The organism is Chryseobacterium sp. 2987 (assembly GCF_031456375.1).
GTDB lineage: Bacteria > Bacteroidota > Bacteroidia > Flavobacteriales > Weeksellaceae > Chryseobacterium > Chryseobacterium vaccae.
In genome coordinates, this window is the sequence record NZ_JAVDUN010000014.1 from 28,146 (window position 1) to 50,355 (window position 22,210).

The 22,210-nt window shown below is 37.4% G+C and carries 18 protein-coding genes; 14 read left to right on the forward strand and 4 right to left on the reverse strand.

Annotation, left to right across the window (positions count from 1 at the left end):
- Nucleotides 1-8: 8 nt before the first annotated feature.
- From J2Y40_RS23250 to J2Y40_RS23270, 5 genes are all read left to right on the forward strand, one after another.
- Nucleotides 9-1,187 (forward strand): acetyl-CoA C-acyltransferase, encoded by a 1,179-nt coding sequence (locus J2Y40_RS23250; RefSeq protein ID WP_153392639.1) that lies wholly within the window; start codon nt 9-11, stop codon nt 1,185-1,187.
- Nucleotides 1,188-1,292: 105 nt separating this feature from the next.
- A complete protein-coding gene (locus tag J2Y40_RS23255; protein WP_153392636.1) occupies nt 1,293-2,783 on the forward strand; it encodes an MFS transporter in 1,491 nt (496 codons plus the stop codon).
- A gap of 162 nt (nt 2,784-2,945) precedes the next feature.
- A complete protein-coding gene (locus J2Y40_RS23260) occupies nt 2,946-3,872 on the forward strand; it encodes a mevalonate kinase (RefSeq protein ID WP_153392633.1) in 927 nt (308 codons plus the stop codon).
- A 10-nt stretch (nt 3,873-3,882) separates the two neighbouring features.
- Nucleotides 3,883-4,812, forward strand: a complete 930-nt coding sequence (locus tag J2Y40_RS23265) for a UbiA family prenyltransferase (RefSeq protein WP_153392630.1) — start codon at nt 3,883-3,885, stop codon at nt 4,810-4,812.
- A 65-nt stretch (nt 4,813-4,877) separates the two neighbouring features.
- Nucleotides 4,878-6,044, forward strand: a complete 1,167-nt coding sequence (locus tag J2Y40_RS23270; RefSeq protein ID WP_153392627.1) for a proline dehydrogenase family protein — start codon at nt 4,878-4,880, stop codon at nt 6,042-6,044.
- A 433-nt stretch (nt 6,045-6,477) separates the two neighbouring features.
- Here the strand turns inward: J2Y40_RS23270 and J2Y40_RS23275 are convergent, their stop codons facing one another.
- A complete protein-coding gene (locus tag J2Y40_RS23275) occupies nt 6,478-7,014 on the reverse strand; it encodes a helix-turn-helix transcriptional regulator (RefSeq protein WP_153392625.1) in 537 nt (178 codons plus the stop codon).
- Between the two features lie 841 nt (nt 7,015-7,855).
- Between J2Y40_RS23275 and J2Y40_RS23280 the strand changes: the two genes are divergently transcribed.
- The gene (locus J2Y40_RS23280) at nt 7,856-8,965 is read left to right on the forward strand and encodes a M14 family zinc carboxypeptidase (protein WP_310001697.1); all 1,110 of its coding nucleotides are present in this window, start codon (nt 7,856-7,858) and stop codon (nt 8,963-8,965) included.
- 337 nt (nt 8,966-9,302) lie between these two features.
- Here J2Y40_RS23280 and J2Y40_RS23285 read toward each other — a convergent pair whose 3' ends face one another.
- Nucleotides 9,303-9,812 (reverse strand): DUF4920 domain-containing protein, encoded by a 510-nt coding sequence (locus J2Y40_RS23285; RefSeq protein ID WP_153392619.1) that lies wholly within the window; start codon nt 9,810-9,812, stop codon nt 9,303-9,305.
- 143 nt (nt 9,813-9,955) lie between these two features.
- On the opposite strand from J2Y40_RS23285, the gene J2Y40_RS23290 reads away from it, so the two are divergent.
- The 4 genes from J2Y40_RS23290 (at nt 9,956) to J2Y40_RS23305 (ending at nt 14,932) form a co-directional block, all read left to right on the forward strand.
- Entirely contained in the window at nt 9,956-11,380 is a 1,425-nt protein-coding gene (locus tag J2Y40_RS23290) for an APC family permease (RefSeq protein ID WP_153392616.1), read from the forward strand.
- A 255-nt stretch (nt 11,381-11,635) separates the two neighbouring features.
- Nucleotides 11,636-12,076 (forward strand): GPW/gp25 family protein, encoded by a 441-nt coding sequence (locus J2Y40_RS23295; RefSeq protein WP_153392613.1) that lies wholly within the window; start codon nt 11,636-11,638, stop codon nt 12,074-12,076.
- A gap of 23 nt (nt 12,077-12,099) precedes the next feature.
- Nucleotides 12,100-13,983 carry a type VI secretion system baseplate subunit TssF gene (locus J2Y40_RS23300; RefSeq protein ID WP_310001702.1) on the forward strand — a complete coding sequence of 628 codons (1,884 nt, stop codon included), beginning with the start codon at nt 12,100-12,102 and terminating at the stop codon, nt 13,981-13,983.
- Between the two features lie 16 nt (nt 13,984-13,999).
- Nucleotides 14,000-14,932, forward strand: a complete 933-nt coding sequence (locus tag J2Y40_RS23305) for a DUF3829 domain-containing protein (protein WP_185151931.1) — start codon at nt 14,000-14,002, stop codon at nt 14,930-14,932.
- Nucleotides 14,933-15,007: 75 nt separating this feature from the next.
- Here the strand turns inward: J2Y40_RS23305 and J2Y40_RS23310 are convergent, their stop codons facing one another.
- Together J2Y40_RS23310 and J2Y40_RS23315 are read right to left on the reverse strand one after the other, a co-directional pair.
- Nucleotides 15,008-16,279, reverse strand: coding sequence for a LuxR C-terminal-related transcriptional regulator (locus J2Y40_RS23310; protein WP_310001705.1), 1,272 nt, complete (start codon nt 16,277-16,279; stop codon nt 15,008-15,010).
- 165 nt (nt 16,280-16,444) lie between these two features.
- Nucleotides 16,445-16,828, reverse strand: a complete 384-nt coding sequence (locus tag J2Y40_RS23315; RefSeq protein ID WP_310001706.1) for a hypothetical protein — start codon at nt 16,826-16,828, stop codon at nt 16,445-16,447.
- Between the two features lie 290 nt (nt 16,829-17,118).
- On the opposite strand from J2Y40_RS23315, the gene J2Y40_RS23320 reads away from it, so the two are divergent.
- The 4 genes from J2Y40_RS23320 (at nt 17,119) to uvrA (ending at nt 22,168) form a co-directional block, all read left to right on the forward strand.
- A complete protein-coding gene (locus tag J2Y40_RS23320) occupies nt 17,119-17,526 on the forward strand; it encodes a hypothetical protein (RefSeq protein ID WP_310001709.1) in 408 nt (135 codons plus the stop codon).
- Nucleotides 17,527-17,549: 23 nt separating this feature from the next.
- On the forward strand, nt 17,550-17,975 hold the full coding sequence (locus J2Y40_RS23325; RefSeq protein ID WP_310001711.1) for a hypothetical protein: 426 nt from the start codon (nt 17,550-17,552) through the stop codon (nt 17,973-17,975).
- 63 nt (nt 17,976-18,038) lie between these two features.
- Nucleotides 18,039-19,163: a serine protease gene (locus J2Y40_RS23330; protein WP_310001713.1), complete on the forward strand. Its 1,125-nt coding sequence runs from the start codon at nt 18,039-18,041 to the stop codon at nt 19,161-19,163.
- Between the two features lie 176 nt (nt 19,164-19,339).
- Nucleotides 19,340-22,168: an excinuclease ABC subunit UvrA gene (gene uvrA, locus J2Y40_RS23335; protein WP_153392593.1), complete on the forward strand. Its 2,829-nt coding sequence runs from the start codon at nt 19,340-19,342 to the stop codon at nt 22,166-22,168.
- Nucleotides 22,169-22,210: the final 42 nt, after the last annotated feature.

Consider the following 22,210-nt stretch of genomic DNA (forward strand, 5'->3'; position numbering starts at 1 on the left):
TAATACACATGAAAGAAGTATTCATCGTTTCCGCAGTAAGAACTCCTATGGGGAGCTTTATGGGAAGCCTTTCAACAGTTCCGGCTACCAAACTGGGATCTGCAGCAGTAAAAGGAGCATTAGATAAAATTGGTCTTGATCCTAAAAATGTTCAGGAAATTTATATGGGGAATGTGCTTCAGGCAGGAGAAGGCCAGGCGCCGGCACGTCAGGTTGCCCTTGGAGCGGGATTATCTATTGAAACTCCGTCTACTACGGTAAATAAAGTATGTGCTTCAGGAATGAAAGCGGTTACTATGGCTGCACAGGCGATTAAAGCCGGTGATGCTGAAGTAATCGTTGCCGGAGGTATGGAAAATATGTCTTCAGTGCCTCATTACTATAATGCAAGAATTGCTACCAAATTAGGCGATATCAAAATGCAGGATGGAATGGTATTGGACGGTCTTACCGATGTGTACAACAAAGTGCATATGGGAGTATGTGCAGAAAAATGTGCAACAGATTACAGCATTTCAAGAGAAGATCAGGATAACTTTGCTATTGAATCATATAAGAAAGCAGCAAAAGCATGGAGCGAAGGAAAATTCAATGATGAGGTTGTTCCTGTTGAAATTCCACAAAGAAAAGGAGAACCTGTTATTTTCGCTGAAGATGAAGAATACAAAGCTGTAAATTTCGATAGAATTACAACACTTCCTACTGTATTCAAAAAAGAAAACGGTACAGTAACTGCAGCTAACGCATCCACACTGAATGACGGTGCTTCTGCCCTGATCCTTGTATCTAAAGAAAAAATGGAAGAATTAGGACTGAAACCTTTAGCGAAGATTGTTTCTTATGCTGATGCAGCCCAGGAGCCTGAAAACTTCACGACTGCTCCGGCAAAAGCACTTCCGATTGCTCTTAAAAAAGCAGGTCTTGAGATTTCAGACATCGACTTCTTCGAATTTAACGAAGCTTTCTCTGTAGTGGGATTGGCTAATAACCAAATCTTAAAGCTGGATGCTTCCAAAGTAAACGTTAACGGAGGAGCGGTAGCCCTTGGGCACCCGCTGGGAAGTTCAGGGTCAAGAATCATTGTTACCCTGATTAATGTATTGAAGCAAAATAACGCAAAATATGGTGCTGCAGCCATTTGTAATGGTGGCGGTGGTGCTTCAGCGATCGTTATTGAAAACATATAATATTCTCTTTGAGAGTATTTGCCATTAAGGAATCGATAATTTTTTTAAAATCTTATCCATTTCTTAATGGTTTTTTTATTTTTGTGCTACTAATATTTATTTGAAATGTCTGAAATTGAGAATCAACAGCCTCAAAATATAAAAAATAATCCAAGGATTATGAAGGCTTGGGCGGTATATGACTGGGCGAATTCCGTATATTCGCTGGTAATCACCTCCACCATTTTTCCTATTTACTATTCCATTCTTACCACAGCGTATGAGAAAAAAGAATATGTAGAAGAAACCAAATCCTGGATTGATGTCCCGGTGAGGCATATGATTAAAATCTTCGGAGAAGAATACCAGCCTGATGCGGTATATGGATATTCACTCACCATCTCTTTCTTTATTGTGGTACTGCTGTCTCCATTTTTATCATCATTGGCAGATACCATAGGCAATAAAAAATCATTCCTTCAGTTCTTTTGTTATCTGGGAGCAACTTCATGTATGGGGCTTGCTATGTTTACAGGGATGCATAATGTATTTCTGGGGCTTCTTTTCAGTATTACGGCAAGTGTCGGGTTTTGGGGAAGTCTTGTATTTTATAACTCCTTCTTGCCGGATATTGCAACCCGGGATAAGCAGGATGCCCTTTCGGCTAAAGGATATGTCTATGGATATATCGGATCGGTAGTATTGGTGGTGATCTGTTTAGTATTGATTCAGGTATTTGCCAAAGGAGCGGCCCAGCAGCTGTTGTTCACAAGAATCAGCTTCTTGTTGACAGGAGCATGGTGGTTCGGGTTCTCACAGTATACCTTCAAGCACCTTCCTCAGTTTGGAGATGTTAAAGATAAACTTCCAAAAGATCTGGTACTTTTAAACTATAAAAATATTTTTAAAAAGCATGAAGAGCAGGGCGGATTCTTTGAAGTTCTGAAAGATAATCTAAGCTTTTATAAAGACATTGCTAAAGAAAGTTTCCATGAATTATTCAAAGTAGGAGGAGAGTTGTTTAAAGACAGAAACCTGAAATTTTTCCTTTCCAGTTTCTTCTTTTACAGTGTAGGAATGCAGACTATTTTCCTGATGGCTACCCTGTTCGGAAAAAGTGAAATCAATCTGGCTCAGGATAAATTGATAGCCACGCTTCTGGTTATCCAGATCGAAGCCATTATCGGAGCGGTAATCTTCTCAAGATTATCAAAAAGAATCGGAAACAGAAATGTAATCTCTATAGCCATTATACTATGGATTGTTGCCTGTCTTTGGGCGTTTTTCCTAAATAAAGAAAATCCTACAGTGGAATACCAGTTTTATGGTGTGGCAGCAGTTGTCGGACTTGTAATGGGAGGTCTTCAGGCGATGTCCAGGTCTACTTATTCCAAATTGCTTCCTGAAGATTCTATGGAAAATACAACATTTTTCAGTTTCTATGATGTATTGGAAAAAATTGCCATCATCATCGGAACCTTTATATTTGCAACACTCATTGAGCATTTCAACAATATGCGTATTGCAGCGCTTTCCATGACACTGTTCTTCGCAACCGGATTAATATTGATCCGGTTCCTGAAAGTTCAGATGCGGAAAGACAGAGATACCTTGTAAAATATACAGAGCTGTTTCACTTTTGAAACAGCTTTTTTATGGGTCATCCGGTTGAGATTCGATAAAAAAGTCTGCTTTTTACATTAAATATGGAATTCGGCGTGAATTTTGATTATATTCAGCGGAATAATTTTTAACTTTGTCAAAAGATTTATTGTCAAAATGACCAACCCTCTATTTTATGCAAAAATAATCCTGTTTGGAGAATATGGAATGATTGAAGATTCCCAAGGGCTTGTAGTACCTTACAGCTTCTATAAAGGAACTTTGAAATTCTCAGATCTCGGTTCTGAATTTGAACTTAATTCCAACAGACATCTGCAGAAATATGCTGATTTCCTTACAACGCTTGATCTTTCTGATGATTTTGAATTAGATATCAATCGCTTTAAAAGTGATATTGCAGAAGGGCTCTTCTTTGATTCCAATATTCCTCAGGGATACGGAGTAGGAAGCTCCGGAGCTCTGGTAGCGGCTATTTTTGAAAAATATTCAATCAGTAAACTAGATTCTGAACATATTTCAAAAGACAATCTGAAAAAATTAAAAACCGTTTTTGGAGAAATGGAAAGCTATTTCCATGGCAAAAGTTCAGGAATGGATCCTTTGATCTGTTACATGAACCTGCCGATTCTTATTGAGAACAAAGAAAATTTAGACAGGGTAAATATCCCGGAAGGAGAAGCCGGAAAAGGAGCAATTTTCCTTATCGACAGCGGAATCACCGGAGAAACAGGTCCAATGATCCAGATCTTCTTTGAAAAAATGAAAACAGAAGGTTTCCGTAAAACACTGAAAGAAGAGTTTATCCGTTACAACAACGCTTGTATTGACGCTTTCCTGAAAAAAGATATGAACCCATTCTTCAGAAACCTGAAAAAACTGTCCCATTGGGCGTATGAACACTTCCGTCCAATGATTCCTGAAAGTATCTTTAAGATCTGGAAAAAAGGACTGGATTCCAATGCCTATTATCTTAAGCTTTGCGGAAGCGGAGGCGGAGGGTATATTCTGGGCTTTACCAAAGATTATGAAAAGGCAGAAAAAATGCTTGACGGCTTCCAGAAAGAAGTGATCTACAGATTTTAAACACACTGGAATGAATTCTGAAAAAGAAACTTTCCAATCTAAAAACGATGTCTCTAAATCTATATTTTACAGATTCTCACAACTGGTGGGCTTTCTTCTCGGAGCGCGGTTCTTCGTAGCTGTTCTTCTGACTTTTGCCCTATATGTTTCGACTTTCTTTCTGTTTAATCAGGATGAAACCTTCAGAAAATTTGTCTTCGATTTCAAAGTTCACGGGATCATCTTTTGTACCGTTCTTACCATTCTTGCAGGAGGAATTATCAACCAGTTCTATGATCTGGGAAAAGATCATATTGCAAAGCCATTCCGGACCAGAATACAGAGTTTCATCAAGCAGAAATATTTCCTGTATGCTTATCTCACATTAAGTGCCATTTCTTTGGGCGTAGCGTGGATGATTTCACACAGGGTTTTTGTTTTCTTTCTTGTATACCAGTTTTTTATGTGGTTTTACAGTCATAAACTGAGCAGGATTCTGATTCTTAATAACCTTACTTTCGTTAGCCTTACCTTATATCCTTTCTTCGGAATGATGGTCTATTACGAGACCTTTTCATGGAAAGTACTGCTGATGGCTGTTTTCCTTTTCCTGATTCTTTTATGTATTGATATTGTAAAAGATATGTTGACTAAAAGTGTTGATAGGACCTTTGGTTATACCACCATCCCGAACTATTTTAAAAATAGAAATACAAGGATTATCATTATCTCTCTGCTGCTTGTAACAATGGCAGTATCCATGAAAATCATTATTAAAACCGGAATATCCGGATTTATGGCGTACTATTTTGCAGGAGGACTTTTCATCATGATTCTGTGTATTTACCTCCTTCTGAACTTCTCACGAAGAAGAATTTTTCTCACCCTCAATATTTTAAGATTCTGGGTTTTTGTAGGAATTATTGCAATGCTTTTGAATGGAATTGAAAGCAAATTATAGAAAAAATTTCTTTAAATAAACTGAGGTATTCATTACCTTTGCAGAACTAAATTTAATAAAAAGGAATGCCCATTTTTAATGATACTAAAGTTGCATTTGCAGACAAGTCTGATGCACAACTGAAAAAGGCGTACTGGATGTTTAAAATGATTGAACAGCCTGCTCTTACAAGCCTTGGAACCTCTGTCCTTAATTTTACCGTACATCATAATTTTCCTTTCGTTACCGGAATTGTTAAAAACACATTGTTTGAGCAGTTCTGCGGAGGCGAAACCCGCGAAGAAAGTATGAAGGTGGTAAAACAGCTTTTCAAAAGGGGAGTAGGTAGTATTTTTGACTATTCCATTGAAGGAAAAGAAGATGAAGAAACCTTTGATGCCGTATGTAAAGAGATCAAGGATATCGTAAGATTTTCAGTGGGAAATCCGGCTATTCCTTTTATTGTGTTTAAACCTACAGCATTCGGAAGAATTGATCTGTATGAGGCGGTTGGCAAAAATGCAGAGCTGACATCCAGCCAGAAAGAAGAATGGGAAAGAGTGGTAAAAAGATTTGATGAAGTATGCAGCCTGTGCCACGAAAATGATAAAAAAGTAATGGTAGACGCCGAAGAAACCTGGATGCAGGAGGCGGCTGACTATTTGTGTGAAGAAATGATGGAGAAATACAACCAGGAAAAACCTATCGTTTGGAATACCATTCAAATGTACAGAACGGGAAGACTTGAGTACATGGAACAGCACCTTCAGAGAGCAAGAGAAAAGAATTATTTTATCGGGTATAAGATTGTTCGCGGAGCTTATATGGAGAAAGAAAGAGCAAGAGCAGCAGAGAAAGGATACGCAGATCCTATCCAGCCGAACAAGGAAGCTTCCGATAAAAACTATAATGCCGGAATTGATTTTGTAATGAATCATCTGGATAAGGTTTCAGCATTCTTTGGAACGCATAATGAGGTTTCATCAGAACTCGTAATGGATAAAATGAAAGCCAAGTCTCTTGAAAACGGAAACCCTCATGTTTATTTCGGACAGCTTTACGGAATGAGTGATAATATTACCTTCTACCTGTCGGATAAAGGCTATAATGTGGCTAAATATCTTCCATACGGGCCTGTGAAGGATGTAGTTCCATATCTTACGAGAAGAGCTCAGGAGAATACTTCTGTGGCCGGACAGACCGGAAGAGAACTAGGACTTATTAAAAAGGAACTGGAAAGAAGAAAGAAATAAGATTCTTATCCAAAATATAAAGCGACCTGTAGTTTTCTGCAGGTCTTTTTTATGCATTTATTGGTGAAAAACCGTTTTTATTGTCACTCTGACAGCGATTTTTATTTTTTCGAAATTAACAATTATCTATATTGTTCCTTTATATATTAATTAATTTTTAAATTTATTTAAAAATTATTGCTAATTTAATTGTGTTTTGCTATATTTGATAATATCATAAAAGTATTTAATACATAACAGGTTTTACTATAAAGTGACCAGGTTATATAATAAGTTTTAAATAGAAATAGGATGAAAGCAAACTTATGAATCCAATCCGTTATCTGCTAAAAAGGAAAAGCAGATCCCTATCCATTAAAAACTAAATAAAGCAATAGCTTTAGTTTTCTTCTTCAAATATTTTTTACCTGGCTATTTTCTTTAGTCAGGTTTTTTATGGCTCAAAACTTTCGAATTTTCCATTTTCATAAAACAGGACAATACGTTTTATCTTATTGCTTTGATTTCCAGTAGCTTGCGCTATTATCTGTTCATTAGAATTTTCTAATCGCCGAGAATCGGTTAAATTTTCCTGGACCGTACTTTGGGCAGGTACAGACGATTCTCGCGGGCTGAGTTTTGGAGATTCAGAAGCAACCTCTGTAAGTTCAGGATCTTCATCATCGCTCATCATGGTGAACAGATCCGGAAGCGGAGTGGGCTTTGGCTGGTCATCCAATTTTTCTGTCTGAATTTCTATGGTTTCCGGAAGTTCAGATTTCAACATTTCTCCTTCACCCGTAATCAGCCAATCCCAAAGGATTTCCGGGAAACGGGATTTTATCTTGATGATAAATTCCAGAGAGGGTTTATTTCTTCCCGAGGTAATATGCGAAATAGAAGAACGCTGTACGTCAATCTCATCAGCAAATTCAGAAGGAGTAAAAGCAGAATACTCTATCACTTTGGAAATTCTTTCGTTCAAACTCATAAAAACAAGTCTTTAATTATTTTACAAATGTAAATAAATAAAGTTACAAATGCAAATTACAAAAGTAAATGGGAGTGATTATTTTGAATATACAAATGTAAATAAATGTAATGTGCTAAATACCAATGATATATTTACATTTTTAGAAGGCAAAGTACAATTAACTAAAGTAAATTTTCTTTTTTATGCTATTCTGAATCATTAATTATCTGACCTTAGTATTATTTTGCTAGAAATCCTTTCTGATATAGGTAATTTAAGTTTGTAAACAATATAAGTAGCTAATTATCAGTAATATATTTAACTAGATTACATAGTTAAAGATCAATTGATTTATAACAGCTTTTATCGTTAAATATCAATATTTTTAACGTTATACAAAAGTAAATTAAAGCGTAATAATCTAATTATCAATACTTTATTTGTATTTTAAGCTAATTATCAGCTTATTTTCAATTGTAAATACCATAGAGGAGTATTTTGTACAGGATGTTGTCTTTTTAAACCTCTATTTCACTAAAATTCTAACAAAATAACAAATTTACATTTGTATATATTAGTAACTTCTAAAGTTATCCACATTAGTACTGTTTAATAAAACTATACGCTTTTCCCGAAAAATTCTTAATTAAACACTTAAAGTTATATTACTAATATAGTTGAAATAAAATATGTAACTAGCTGAAAATAAATAAAATGTAATATACGTTTTGAATTATTCGCAATCCACAATTTTATCCACAGACAAAATGACAGTTTACAATGTTTAGCTGGTTTACTTATGTTAATTTTATTTTTTAGTCAAAAATGCTTAAATTTGACTCTTGTAAACTACTTCATAATGAACTTTGAACAAATCTATATTCCGAATCCTGATTTCCCAAACCGCTATATTTCCCCCGAAAAATTATTTTCTTACCTACAGACTAATCTCAGCAATTACATTCATGAGATTGGAAGGTCATATTTAGAGAAACCTATTTACCGTTTAAGCATCGGTTCCGGAAATATTAATGTTCTTGCCTGGTCACAGATGCACGGAAATGAATCCAATGCTACTCATGCCATACTCGACTTATTGGAAACTTTAGATAAGGCTCCGGAAATGAAGGATGAGCTGTTCAGTAAGATCAGCCTCGATTTTATTTTTATGCTTAATCCGGACGGTTCAGAAAGATGGACAAGACTTAATGCATCAGATGTTGACCTGAACAGAGATTTTCATAATGAAGCGAGTAAAGAGATCAAATATCTGAAAGCTGCCGTCGCCGGAAAAAAATATGATTATGCATTAAATCTCCATGAACAGCGTACCATATTTACTACAGACGGAATTCATCCGGCAACACTTTCATTTCTGGCACCTTCAGAAAATGTAGAGCGTACCGTAACAGACAACAGAAAAAAGTGTATGGCTGTCATTGGTAAAGTATATGAACACTTAAAGGAAATGATCCCTGACCAGATTGGCAGATACTCAGATGAATTCTATCCGACTTCCACGGGAGATAATTTTATCAAAGCCGGAATGCCGACTATTTTATTTGAAGGAGGACATTTCATAGATGACTATACAAGAAAAGGAACAAGAAAATATTATACAATAGCCTTGTATTATGCCTTAAAAGCGATAAGCGACCTAAATTCAGATATCGAAGGATGGGAGAACTATCTCGAAATTCCGGAGAATAAGGAAACCCATTATGATATCATCTACAGAAATGTAAAACTGGATACCGAACATGAGTGTATCTTAGATGTTGCGGTTCAGTATAGAGAGGTTATTGAAGATGGTAAAGATGAAATTTCCTTTGTACCTTTCGTTATGGAAGTAGGCGATGTGAAAAAAAGAAAAGGCTGGTTGGAAATAGACTGTACAGGAAAAAAATTTATAGCAGACACCAAATACCCGAAGCTGGATGCACCCGTGGAATTTACGATTGAAGATTAAATAATCAGAAAAGTTGACTTTCTCTTTTTTTGTCTGAAAGATGATGTTGGAAAACGCAATGTTGCAAGGTTTTTAACAAAGTATGCCACTTTTAAGACGCAAGAAAATCAAAGATTTTCAGCAGTCTTTTCCAGTATGAAATTTTATCAGTGATAAAATCATTGCGCCTTATGCCCATAAAGCTGATGGAAAAATAGCGTCTTTGCGCAAATCCAACAAAAGTAAATTTAAAAAAACTCTGCGCCATCAGCAAATAAAAATCATTCATGTATCTAAGACATAAAATAAAACGTCCTCAAAAAGCTTGAGGACGTTATTTTATATATTTCAAAGAGAACTAGTTAACCACTTTGATTCCGTTGGCTACAAATCTGATCTCTTCCTTAGGTTTAGTGATCGCATCAATTTCAGCCTGTGGTTTTTTAGCATCTTCTGCATAGTGTTTCTGCTCATCTATAGAAGTTACTTTTCTTTCTGCATTACCTTCAAGCACAACATTCTTTCCTTTTAAAGCAGTAGGAACAAAGAAAGCATAATCCTTCATTTTTACGAAAAACTGAGAATCATCCTCAGTCTGGATGGTAAGCCAACATCCTTTTTTCTCACATACATCAGTTACTTTACCTTTAATGGCTACGTTTTCTACTTTCTTATTATCTTTTTTAAGCTTTTTGCTTAATTTTTCTACAGATATTGCCTTAGATTCAGAAGAAGAAGCAACTCCTGCTCCGTAAGCATCACCAACAACAGCATTTCCTGCAGGTGGACCAAATTTTTTTGTCTCCTGTGCAAAAGCTAAAGTAGATACACTTACAGCAGCAGCCAATAATATAACTTTGAATTTCATTTTTAATATTTTTTTCAAAAGTACTAATTAAAATTGAATATAATAAGGATAAAAAGTTGATAAAAAACAGGTCATTCGGGAATTTATAAACAAATTTCAAAATCAATAGCATATTTGTTTATATTTGACGCCTATACTTGACTATGCAGAAAAAACTGAAACTTTGGGACGCCATTATGCTTGTGATGGGGTCTATGATCGGAAGCGGAATCTTTATTGTAAGCGCAGATATGATGCGGAATTTAGGCTCCGGGTTCTGGTTGATTGTCGTATGGATTATTACAGGAATTATGACGGTAGCAGCAGCAATCAGCTATGGCGAACTGTCGGCTCTGTTTCCTAAAGCCGGGGGACAGTACACTTATCTTAAAGAAATTTTTGGCCGAAAGATGGGATTTCTTTACGGCTGGGGACTTTTTACAGTGATTCAGACCGGGACGATTGCAGCAGTAGCCATGGCTTTTGGTAAATTTACAGCCTATCTCGTTCCTTCATTAAATGATGCAGCACCCATTTTTCAGAGTGGAGAATTTAAAATTACCTGGATACAGATTCTGGCGATAGCGGTTATTCTTCTTCTTACTTATATCAATACAAGAGGAGTGGAAAGTGGAAAATTGCTCCAGAATGTATTTACAGGATCGAAAATCATTGCCTTGGCCGGACTGATTGCAGCTGGATTTATTCTGGTGAATATTTCTCATTTATCCGAAAATTTCAGTTTGGGGATGGAATCATTTAACAATCTTAAAAAAGATCTTAGTGGTAATTTTCTTAAAGAAGGCTGGGAATCGATTAGCGGAATGACCCTTCTGGGCGGAATTGCAGCAGCCATGGTAGGTTCCGTTTTCAGTTCTGTAGCCTGGGAAAGTGTAACATTTGTTTCCGGAGAAATTGAAAACCCTAAGAAAAATGTAGTAAAAGCAATGATTTACGGAACTTCAGCTGTAATGATCCTTTATCTGGCCGTTAATTTTGTATATCTGAACGCTTTGGACAGGGAAAGTATTGCTTTTGCAGCCAATGATAGAGTAGCGGTGGCAGCATCTCAGAATATTTTCGGAAGCGCAGGAACTATTATTATTGCTTTGCTGGTCATGGTTTCTACTTTTGGGTGTAATAATGGACTGATTCTGGCTGGAGCACGTGTTTTCCAGACGATGGCAAAAGACGGAATGTTCTTTAAATCAGCAGTTGAAAATAATAAAAATGAGGTACCTGCCAATGCTTTATGGATGCAGGGAGTTTGGGCTTCCTTACTATGTCTTAGCGGACAATACGGCAACCTGTTGGATATGATTTCTTTTGTAATCGTTTTATTCTATATGATTACTGTTTTCGGGGTAATTTATTTGAGATTCAAAAAACCGGATCTGGAACGACCTTACAAAACATGGTTATATCCGGTAACTCCCGTTATCTATCTGCTGATAGGAACAGGATTTTGTGTACTTCTATTGATCTATAAACAGCAGTATACCTGGCCAGGATTTATCATGGTTCTGCTAGGACTTCCGGTATACTATTTTATCAACCGGAAAAATAAGACAGAGAGCCAACAGGAATAATATAAATAATATCTACAGTAATCTAAGGTTTTTCAATTCGTTGAAGAGCCTTTTTTGTCCCTAAAATATAAATTTTGCTATAATAATAAGAAATAACAGTCCAACAGCAACTTTAGGTCCCCGTCTTCCTGCTTCCAACCATGAATTCGAATAATATTTTTAAAATCTTGTAACAATTATTTAGTGAAAATGTGTATTTTGGTATTTCGTTTTACGTAAACCAGACCATGGAGTAAAAAAATTAAGAAGCTGATTATGGATACACCAAATTACAGAATGCCTTTTGTCCCGTCTACATTAATGACGGAGGGCGGAAGCATTGATACATGCGATATGGGGGAAAGCATTGCCCACAATATCATGCTGCTGATCACCACAAAAAAAGGCGAAAACCGATATGATGAAAATTATGGAAACGACGTTTGGAACCTGGAATTCGATAATGGAGTTACCAGCGCCGTTTGGGAGAACGTCTTTGTTAAAAGTCTCAGAAGACAGATCCTGGAATATGAACCACGGATTGTGCAGCCTCAGATTGATGCCCATATCCAGATTGTAGAACATAGCTACGATACCAAAGAACATACAGAAATCAAAAAGAAAGTAAGAATTGCCATTAATGCCAAAATGGAGGAAACAGGAGAGCGCTTCAGCTTTTCCACAGAACTATTCTTAAGCCCGATGTCTATTGACTAAATCTTTTAACCACCACAAAACTTATGAACTTAGATCAAAATATATATTCCAAAGAATCTGTAAAGGCCAGGATGCTTCAGAATGCAACCAAAGTATGGGGGCTGAAAAGTCCGCAGTCTCTGGATCCTTTTGTAAAGCTTCTGATTGATGCATTCAGTACGGAAGTTTTTAAAGCTAATAATGAAATTCAGACCGTTAATGCCAGAATTCTTGAAAAACTGGCTAAACTTCTGACCCCTTCTATTTATACCCATCCAATTCCGGCTCATGCTGTTGCTTATACCCAGCCTTATGAATCTTCGGAGATTCTTTTAGAACATTCCGAGTTTTTCTTCCGTAAGCAGATGACTTCCACGGTGAAATCAGAATCAGATAAACAGCTGAATATTCCTTTTACCCCCATTGGAAATGTCCGTATTAATAAAGCGCAGACTGCGGTGATGTTTGTAGGAAATACATGTTATAGTGTTGATGACAGACTGAATAAAATACCTGTCGCAAGATTTCAGGGAAGACCGGAAGACTATAGAAAGGTTACAATAGGGGTGGATGTAAGTAAATACGCCAGTGAAAACTTTCCTAAATACCTTAGCATATTCTGCTCAAACCCAGCTTTTGAACATTTGGATTTCGTCTATAAACTATTACCTTATATTACCGTTTCCAGTAATGGGAATCCGTTGTTTGTGAGAGAAGGGTTAAGTTATCTTTCCAATAATCAGCAGGACGGATATGAGCAGATGTTCAGAGAACAGTCTATCCGAAATAAAGTTATTGAAGACATAAAAAGTATTTACCGTCATAAATTCATTGAAATTACAGGTATTTCAAGCAGCTTATTTTCAGAACCTGGAAAACTTCCGCAGAATCTTGATTTTCTGGCAGGAAAAGAAGAAATTACAAAACAGATCGGAGATAAGCGTTATCTATGGCTTACTTTCGAGTTTCCACCACAGTTTTCAGCAGAGATTCTCGATAACTTTTCATTCGTAATGAATGCTTTCCCTGTTTATAACAGAGGCTGGAAGAAAACAGAATATAGCCTTGATATCATGGGAAATAACATTCCTCTGGTAACTGATGAAGGTGAACATTTTCTGTATGTAGATGAGGTTCAGGATGGAGACGGGAGAAAATACACCGAAATTCCATTCACTCCAGCGGATGATCTTAAAAAAGGCTTGTATACCGTAAGAAAAGGAGGTATGGAGCGATTCACCAACAGAAATGCAGTAGATATGATTGCCAATGTACTGGAACTGACAAGGGATGAGATTGCTGCTTTTTCCCTTTTAAACAGGGATAATGTGAAAGGGGTATTAAGCGAGATGTCCGATAAAATGAAATCGATGGTGCAGAAAGTGAACAATGCCAAAAGAAGCATCAGACAGGAACTGAATTATGTAATTATGGAGCCTGTAGAAAAAACAGATCATACTTATGCTTCTTTCTGGATCACTCACTGCACACTGGCCAATCATATGCGTTCAGGAACAGAACTTTCCAATCAGCTAAAATCCCAGACCGTGATCCTGCTTACCGAAGCCATCGGAGGTTCCGAAGAGCAGAAAGGAACAGACAGTATTCAGGCGTATAAATATGCATTAACAACCAGAGACAAAATAATTTCTTTGGAAGATGTAAAAAACTACTGCAGAATGATTCTTAAGGATGAGCTGAAGGAAGTAAGGGTAAGAAGAGGAACCATGATCAGCAACAGACCAAAAGAAGGCTTTGTAAGAACTGTGGAAGTTGAGATTATTCCACAGAATTATTCGTTCTATGGAAGAGCGTATTGGGAAAACATGGCCAATATTCTCAGAAATCAGATCATAGCAAAAGCCATAGACGGTATTGAATATGTTGTGAAAATCAGCAATGAAGACACAGACTACCAGGATATGTAAACCAAAACAAAAAAATATGAAAAAGATTATCGTACTTGCCATGGCACTGACCTTCACCTCAGTCACTGTTATAAGCTGCAAGAAGGACCTCAGTAAACTGGGCAAATCAGTATTGGATGTGGGAGGTACAGACAATGCAAACGCTATTATTGATTTCAATAATAATTTTTTAGATTCCTATAAAAGCACATCCAAGCATATTGATGGAATTCTTAACTATGCTGATGCAGCTGTAGCCAAATCAAAAGGAGAAAATGTGCTGATAATGCCCATTGTATTAAGTTCAATGGATCACAGCTTTTCAAAAATCAAAGAAGTGCCTTCGGGTTTTGATAAGGATAAAGCAGCTATAGAAACTGATTTTAATACCTATAAAGCTAAAAAAGAGAGCATAGGGAAAAAATTTGAAGAATTGCAGTCTTATATGAATTCCGAAGACTATAAAGACGACAAAGGAGCGAAAGCTGAAGCGATAAAAAAGGATCTGGAGACAGAAGCACAGGCTTTTTTTACAGCTGGAGAAAACATTATAACCAAAATAAAACCGGCAACAGATGCAGCTGAAGCAGTCGTTCTTAAAGATCATCCAATGAAAGAATACATCATTTCTTCAAAAAGTGTGATGAGTTCACTGGATGCTGTTTTGGATGTTCTTGATAAGCAATACGCAGGAAAATTTGACGAAGCTGAAGCCCAGAAAAAATATGATGAATTTGCTAAAGCTGCAGAAGCCAATGCAAAACTGGAATTCAATGTTAAAGATCCACAGTATTCTTACAAAAAATCTCAGTTTGACCAATTTAATAAAAATGCATCCGGCTTTTTGGATAATTACAGAAAACTAATCCGGGATTCAAAAGCATCCGGGAAAATTTCAGACACTGATATCCAGCAGATTGATTCCTCTTATGAATCTGTATTGAATGCCTACAATTCATTTGTGAAATAAAGATCAAAGAAAACTTATAGAAAGACTGACGCTGTGTGTCAGTCTTTTTTTATCTGAAAACCTGGCCTGGTATTTTCAACTTAGTTTTTGTATCAAAAGATCCAGGCTGGCTTCTTTGTCGAGATTTAATTTTTGTTTTATCCTGTACCTTGCCATGATAATGCTTTTAGGGTCCACACCCAAACGATTGGCAATTTCCTTATTGGAAAACCCCATGAGTATGTAAGTACAGTGTTTCAAATCCAGCCGGGTAAGCTTATTATTGGCTTGTTGCTGCAATCGGTTAAAAAATTCCGGGTGTATGTTGGTGAGGCTGGCTTTGGCATGCTCAAAATCTTCGTCCATCCGTAGATCTTCTTTTAATATGCGCTCTATCTGGTTTTTGAGCATCCCGTTTTCCTGCTGATCTGCTAATTTGTCCCGCATCGTTTGTAAAAGATCATTTTTTTGTTCCATCTGTAAGCTGCCCGCCAGCAGTTCTTTTTGTAATTTATCCTGTCTTTCCTCCAGCAGTTCCTGCTCAGCCTTTAGGCGGGCGGCTTCCTCAGCACGCAGTTTCTGCTGTTGAATAGAGGATTTTAAACGGAAATGATAAGAACGGAAAATGAATACAAGGGTAAGAAAACCCGCTATGATCAGGCCGATAGAAATAAAATTAAGTTTTCTGTTAAAAGTGGCCCTTTCCTGCAGCGTTGCAAGTTCTTTTTCTTTCTTTTCTGCTTCGTATCGTACTTCAAGCTTTTGGGCTATAGACAGTTTTGCAGCATTGTAGGCTTCCTTTTCGTACTGCATGTACCGCTTATAGTAATTTAATGCTTTGATCTGATCACCGCTTTTCTCAGCTACGGTTGCAAGCCCCTTCATCATGGAAGCTTTCACCCCAATACTGCTGCCCAGACTGTTTTCTACCTCAGAAAATCCAGACAGGAACAGTCTTTCTGCCTCTGCATAATTACCTTCTGCCAGGGCATATTCGCTTAAGATACCATAACAATTGGCAATCACTTCTTCATGCCTGGTTTTTCGGGCAATGGTTAAAGCTTGATTAATATAATTTTGAGCTTTGTCTTTATACTCTTTTGGAAAGAACTCCCAATAAATATTGGCTGTATTTAAAGCTGCAGCGGCTATGTTGATATGGTTAACAATCCTTCTGGGTTGTGCCTGTGCAAGCTGCAGCACTTTCTGATTGTAGAAAAGGGCAGAATCAAGCAGTTTTTTTTCTGAGGGATTTTTTCTGAAACCCTGTAAGAATGAAGACCCTGTGGCCAGGTAAGCATTGCAGATGATATCCGGTTCCCGGGATTGGTTAGCGAATTTCAGGCTCAGATGGGTGTATTTCTTCAATTTTTCAGGATCTTTTAAATCGGCATAAATACTCGCTAAATAATGATAGACAAGACTCTCATAAGCATATGCTTTCTGGCCTTCAAGTAATTGCAGGGCTTTAAAAAAGCTGGCCGTAGCTTTCGGAGTATTATTAACCGTGTATTCAAGCCATCCTTTTCGGAGTCACACATACCCGTTGACGACCCTGTTTGTAGATTTTACCGTATAAATTAAAGCACTGTCAATATTTTTTTGAGCCAGCACCAAACTGTCCCGTTGTACATTCAGGTACGTTAATGTAGCCAGAGCGAAAGCGCTGTACTGGCCGTCAGAAAATTGGCGACTTAGTTTCAGTGCTTCATTGGCGGAGTTCAAGGCAGATGGAAGATCTGTTTCATAGATGTTACGGCCAAGATGAGAAAGAGCCATTGCTTTCTTCTCCGGTTTCAGTCCCGGGTTTCGGAGCAGGCTTTTCAAAGAATCAACCATGATAGATTGTGAGCGAACCTTATCAGATCCGGCGAAAAACAGGAACAGAATAATTATGAACTTTATAGGATGCTTCATAATGCTTGATTTGGCGTAGTGGTTTAAGGAAGCTATACCTTAACCTTAATTCAGATTCAATGAATTTCATCATACTGAATAAAACAAAAATACAATTTGTTCATTTAATTACAGGTATGTTTCCATCGTTGAAATGATCCTGAATGAGAGTAAAAATAGGGCTGTATATTCTTTATAAAGCGTTTATCTGTGATTGTAGATGTTTTGTAGATCTCTTTTATTGGAAAATTTATCCATCAGACATCATCTTTGTAAGAGAAATAATAGTCCTGATTTTAAATTTTAACACTATGAAAAAAGCAATATTAATCCTGCTTACAATAATATCACTTGTTATTACAGCAGGTTGTTCCAGAGAAGATTCTTCAGAAGCCCCCGCAAAAGAAAGAATACTGGCTAAATGGAAATTCATTTCGTTAGTAACTGAAACCACAAGACCTTCGGAACCTGTTGAGATCGTCACGAAACCGGGTGCGGAAGGCGACTATTTTGATTTTCGTAATGATGGAAATATATACTATGCTTTAGGTGGAAATGAAGAGCAGATAGAACCGTACAGCATTGAAAACGAAACCACCCTTAAAATTAATAACGATGTCTGTGTTATAAAAGAACTTACCCAGCAAAAACTGGTTTTTGAATTTGTAAAAGCAAATGCCAATTATACCAGTAAACAAACCTATAGCCTGGGCAGATAATATGAACATACAATTGAACAGATATGAAAACAAATAAATTTTTACCCATCCTGCCATTGTTACTAGCCGTTTTAATGGCCACTTTTGGCTGTCAGAAAAGCAGTTCAGGAGATGATGAAGATGACATGATATCAGTGACGCAGCAAAAAATACTGGGCTACTGGAATTTAGTGGAATTTATAGAAGAAACAACAGTGGGCAACCAGCCTCCTGAAATCATCAACAATGATCCTCATAATATTTATTTTGAATTTTTTGCCAACGGAAGAGTAAAGACGAATGTCGAAGGGGAAGCAGAATACTCCTATGAATTGAAGGTCAATAACACGATGATTTTATGGGAAAAGGAACATAAAATCCTGGAACTGACCCAAAACAAATTTACATTCAGCAATACTGCAACTGAAGGAAATACTACCTACAAACAGACTTATATTCTGACCCGTTAGCAAAAAGCAGTTGTTTTGGATTTTATCCTTTGTCTTACGAAAGTATAAACTAAAAATTTACGAATGAAAAATAAGACTCTATTGTTATTGTTCCTGCTTTATTCATTTGTGATATCAGCTCAGCCTGCAGAGAACATAACAGAACTTACGAAATGGACAGACGAATCCATCAGAACTGCGATGTCATCCCGAAAGTTTGACCCAATAGAAGGTATTTATAAAAGCTATCAGCGGGATGGTATGCCGCATTACAAAATAGGAATTATAAAAGATGGTTCTGTATATAAAGCCATTATTCTTGAAACCGAAGTACCCGGATGGAAAACCGGAGAGGTTAAAGCTGTATTTGAACCCGGTGCTGTAAAGGGAATGTATTCTACTAAATGGTATATGAGTGATAAAACACCCTACGAAACCTTTTCGAGTGTAGATATGGAAAGCGAAACTTTACTTTCAATAGAACTAAAAGATACCAAAACGCTGCGCAAACGCCTCGATTATTTTATTAAAACATACCCTGTTGCCGGAAACGAGACTATTTTTAAAAAAGATAATTCAATAGCATCGGGTAGTGGATTTTTTTTAACCACAACCGGGATTATTGCCACCAACGCCCATGTTGTAGCAGACGCGTCTGATATTGAAGTTACGGTAAACGGTAAATCCGGGGTATCCACTTATAAAGCCCAACTATTAATCGCTGATTCACCTAATGATGTTGCATTGCTGAAGATAACAGACAGTGAATTTAAAAACATGGAAACCATTCCATACAGCATTGCACAGACCCAGGAGGTCGGCTCAAGGGTTTTTACGCTGGGGTATCCTTTAAATGATATCATGGGAAGCAATTATAAAGTTACCGACGGTATTATCAGTGCCACATCCGGTATTGCCGATGATGAGCGTTATTACCAGATTTCCGTTCCGCTGCAGCCCGGAAACAGTGGAGGTCCGCTCTTTAATAAAGATGGTAATATAGTGGGGATAACAACCGCTAAATTAAAAGCTGCCGGAACCAAAACGGAGAATGTAAATTATGCTTTAAAATCTTCTTACTTACTCAATTTATATAGAAAAATTTCAAAAAAAGAGGCTGTACAGCCTCCTTCTAAACTTTCAACCAGTGAACTACAGGATCAGGTCAAAGTATTAAAAAATTACGTATGCCTGATCAAAGTATATTAAACGGAAACTGAAAAATAACTCCATTTATCCCTTACAGGCGTGATTCCGTGAGATAGAAATTGTAACTTAAAAAATTTAACTAAAATTAAACTTTAATAAAACTTTCCGGTTTATACAATTGCATAAAATTCCGTAATTTTGCACATCGTGATTTTCAGGTAGAATCACACCAGATTATGAGTAAATCAACAGAATATATAGAAGTTTACGGAGCACGTGAACACAATCTGAAAAATATTAATGTCAAAATTCCGAGAAATGAACTGGTTGTTATTACCGGGCTTTCCGGAAGCGGAAAATCTTCATTGGCCTTTGATACCATCTTTGCAGAAGGGCAGCGCCGTTATATCGAGACATTTTCGGCTTATGCACGACAGTTCCTGGGCGGGCTGGAAAGACCTGATGTAGATAAAATTGAAGGACTTTCTCCCGTAATTGCCATTGAACAGAAAACAACGAATAAAAATCCACGTTCAACAGTAGGAACAGTTACTGAGCTTTATGATTTTCTGCGTCTTTTGTATGCGAGAGTTTCTGATGCTTATTCCTTATCTACAGGAAAGAAACTGGTAAGCTATACGGAAGAACAGATTCTGGAAACAATCAAGGAAAACTATAAAGGTGAAAAAATAATGCTTCTGGCTCCTGTTGTACGTTCCAGAAAAGGACATTACCACGAACTTTTTGTTCAGATGGCCAAAAAAGGATACGGGCAGGCAAGAATTGACGGAGAATTACAGGATATAGAATACGACCTGAAACTGGATCGTTATAAAACCCACGATATTGATATTGTGATAGACCGTTGGATTATCGGTGAAAATGCTTCTGAAGGAAGGATGGAAAAATCTCTCCGTACCGCTATGGAAATGGGTGAGGGGATTATTGGTATTCAGAAACTGGGAAGCACAGATATTGAATATTTTTCAAAAAACCTGATGGATGCAGAAACAGGACATTCACTGGCACTGCCGGAACCGAATACGTTCTCTTTCAACTCTCCGAAAGGAAGCTGCCCAGATTGTAAAGGGCTGGGAATGATCAAAAAGATCAATACCGATTACTTTGTGGAAAATCCTAAGCTTTCCATTAATCAGGGAGGATTGTTGCCGCTGGAAGATATTAAATCGAACAAATGGATCCTGTCACAGATTAAAAATATCCTTGAAATTTTTGGCTTAAGTATGACAACGCCTATGCAGGATATTCCTGAAGAAGCGCTGGATTATATCTATAACGGATGTCATAAGGAATTCAACAAAGATCTTAAATACGCAGGAATTACCAAGAAAATAAAGATCAGCTTTGATGGTTTGATTTCTTTTATGGAAGAGATCATTGAAGAAAGAGAATCTTATGAAGCCGTATTGTTAGAAAGACACTTCACGACAGAGGAAATATGTCCTGAATGCCATGGGACACGTCTTCAGCCTTCAAGTCTGAGTTTTAAAATAGATGGAAAAAATATTGCTGAGGTTAATGCTTTAAGCTTAGCAGATCTGAAAGACTGGCTGGCTGATGTAAAGGATAAGTTTTCAGAAAAAAATAAGATCATTGCCCACGAGATCTTAAAAGAAATAGAAACCCGCCTTCAGTTCCTTCTGGATGTAGGATTGGATTACCTGAGCTTAAGCAGAAGCTCTAAAACCCTTTCCGGTGGAGAATCCCAAAGGATCCGTCTTGCTACACAGATCGGTTCTCAGCTGGTTAACGTACTGTATATTCTGGATGAACCAAGTATCGGGCTGCACCAGAGAGATAATGAAAGATTGATCAGCTCACTGAAAAACCTTAGAGATATTGGAAACTCCGTGTTGGTGGTAGAACATGATAAAGATATGATCCTTGAAGCTGATGAGGTACTGGATATTGGTCCAAGGGCCGGAAAATTCGGAGGAGAAATACTTTGGCAGGGGAAACCGAAAGATTTGCTGAAGGCAGATACCATCACCGCACAGTATATCAATGGAAAAAGAAAAATAGAAATTCCCGCTGAAAGAAGAGCAGGAAGCGGAAAAAATATAGTATTAAAAGGAGCTACAGGAAATAACCTGAAAAATGTAACCCTGGATGTTCCTTTAGGCAAACTGGTGGTGGTAACCGGAATTTCAGGAAGCGGAAAATCCTCCCTGATTAACGGAACATTGTACCCGATTCTGAATAAACACTTCTACAGAGCTGTTCAGGAACCTCTTCCGTATAAAAAAATTGAAGGTCTTGAGAATATCGACAAAATTGTAGATGTAGACCAGACGCCGATCGGAAGAACACCACGTTCAAATCCTGCAACCTACACAGGAATGTTCACCGATATCAGAAACCTTTTTGCTGAGCTTCCGGAAAGTAAGATCCGTGGCTATAAGCCAGGAAGGTTCTCTTTCAACGTGAAAGGCGGAAGATGTGAAACATGCCAGGGGGGCGGACTTAAAGTCATTGAAATGAATTTCCTTCCGGATGTGTATGTACACTGTGAAACCTGCAACGGAAAACGTTTCAACAGAGAAACTCTCGAAGTTCGTTACAAAGGAAAATCAATTTCTGATGTTCTGGATATGACTATTGATGAAGCTGTAGAATTCTTCCAGCCAATTCCTAAGATCTTTGCTAAAGTAAAGACTCTTCAGGATGTTGGTTTAGGATACATTACGCTGGGACAGCAGTCTACAACGCTTTCAGGAGGAGAAGCACAACGTATCAAGCTGGCTACCGAACTCTCCAAAAGACAGACCGGAAATACGTTATACATTCTTGATGAACCTACAACCGGACTTCATTTTGAAGATGTAAAGATCCTGATGGATGCTATTAATCAATTGGTGGAATTAGGAAACTCATTCATTATCATCGAACATAATATGGATGTGATCAAATTAGCTGACCATATTATTGACGTAGGTCCTGAAGGCGGAAAACACGGCGGGCAGATCGTAGCCCAGGGAACTCCCGAGGAAATTGTGAAGTCTAAGAAAAGTCTGACTGGGAAGTTTCTGAAAAGGGAATTGTAGAAGGTCTCACTTAAAATATAAAAGAATCTGCTTTTCAGGGCA

Excerpts from the sequence above, each read along its gene's own strand:
- J2Y40_RS23250 (WP_153392639.1), top strand. The coding sequence starts at position 9 with ATGAAAGAAGTATTCATCGTTTCCGCAGTAAGAACTCCTATGGGGAGC.
- J2Y40_RS23255 (WP_153392636.1), top strand. The coding sequence starts at position 1,293 with ATGTCTGAAATTGAGAATCAACAGCCTCAAAATATAAAAAATAATCCA.
- J2Y40_RS23260 (WP_153392633.1), top strand. The coding sequence starts at position 2,946 with ATGACCAACCCTCTATTTTATGCAAAAATAATCCTGTTTGGAGAATAT.
- J2Y40_RS23265 (WP_153392630.1), top strand. The coding sequence starts at position 3,883 with ATGAATTCTGAAAAAGAAACTTTCCAATCTAAAAACGATGTCTCTAAA.
- J2Y40_RS23270 (WP_153392627.1), top strand. The coding sequence starts at position 4,878 with ATGCCCATTTTTAATGATACTAAAGTTGCATTTGCAGACAAGTCTGAT.
- J2Y40_RS23275 (WP_153392625.1), bottom strand. The coding sequence starts at position 7,014 with ATGAGTTTGAACGAAAGAATTTCCAAAGTGATAGAGTATTCTGCTTTT.
- J2Y40_RS23280 (WP_310001697.1), top strand. The coding sequence starts at position 7,856 with ATGAACTTTGAACAAATCTATATTCCGAATCCTGATTTCCCAAACCGC.
- J2Y40_RS23285 (WP_153392619.1), bottom strand. The coding sequence starts at position 9,812 with ATGAAATTCAAAGTTATATTATTGGCTGCTGCTGTAAGTGTATCTACT.
- J2Y40_RS23290 (WP_153392616.1), top strand. The coding sequence starts at position 9,956 with ATGCAGAAAAAACTGAAACTTTGGGACGCCATTATGCTTGTGATGGGG.
- J2Y40_RS23295 (WP_153392613.1), top strand. The coding sequence starts at position 11,636 with ATGGATACACCAAATTACAGAATGCCTTTTGTCCCGTCTACATTAATG.
- J2Y40_RS23300 (WP_310001702.1), top strand. The coding sequence starts at position 12,100 with ATGAACTTAGATCAAAATATATATTCCAAAGAATCTGTAAAGGCCAGG.
- J2Y40_RS23305 (WP_185151931.1), top strand. The coding sequence starts at position 14,000 with ATGAAAAAGATTATCGTACTTGCCATGGCACTGACCTTCACCTCAGTC.
- J2Y40_RS23315 (WP_310001706.1), bottom strand. The coding sequence starts at position 16,828 with ATGAAGCATCCTATAAAGTTCATAATTATTCTGTTCCTGTTTTTCGCC.
- J2Y40_RS23320 (WP_310001709.1), top strand. The coding sequence starts at position 17,119 with ATGAAAAAAGCAATATTAATCCTGCTTACAATAATATCACTTGTTATT.
- J2Y40_RS23325 (WP_310001711.1), top strand. The coding sequence starts at position 17,550 with ATGAAAACAAATAAATTTTTACCCATCCTGCCATTGTTACTAGCCGTT.
- J2Y40_RS23330 (WP_310001713.1), top strand. The coding sequence starts at position 18,039 with ATGAAAAATAAGACTCTATTGTTATTGTTCCTGCTTTATTCATTTGTG.
- uvrA (WP_153392593.1), top strand. The coding sequence starts at position 19,340 with ATGAGTAAATCAACAGAATATATAGAAGTTTACGGAGCACGTGAACAC.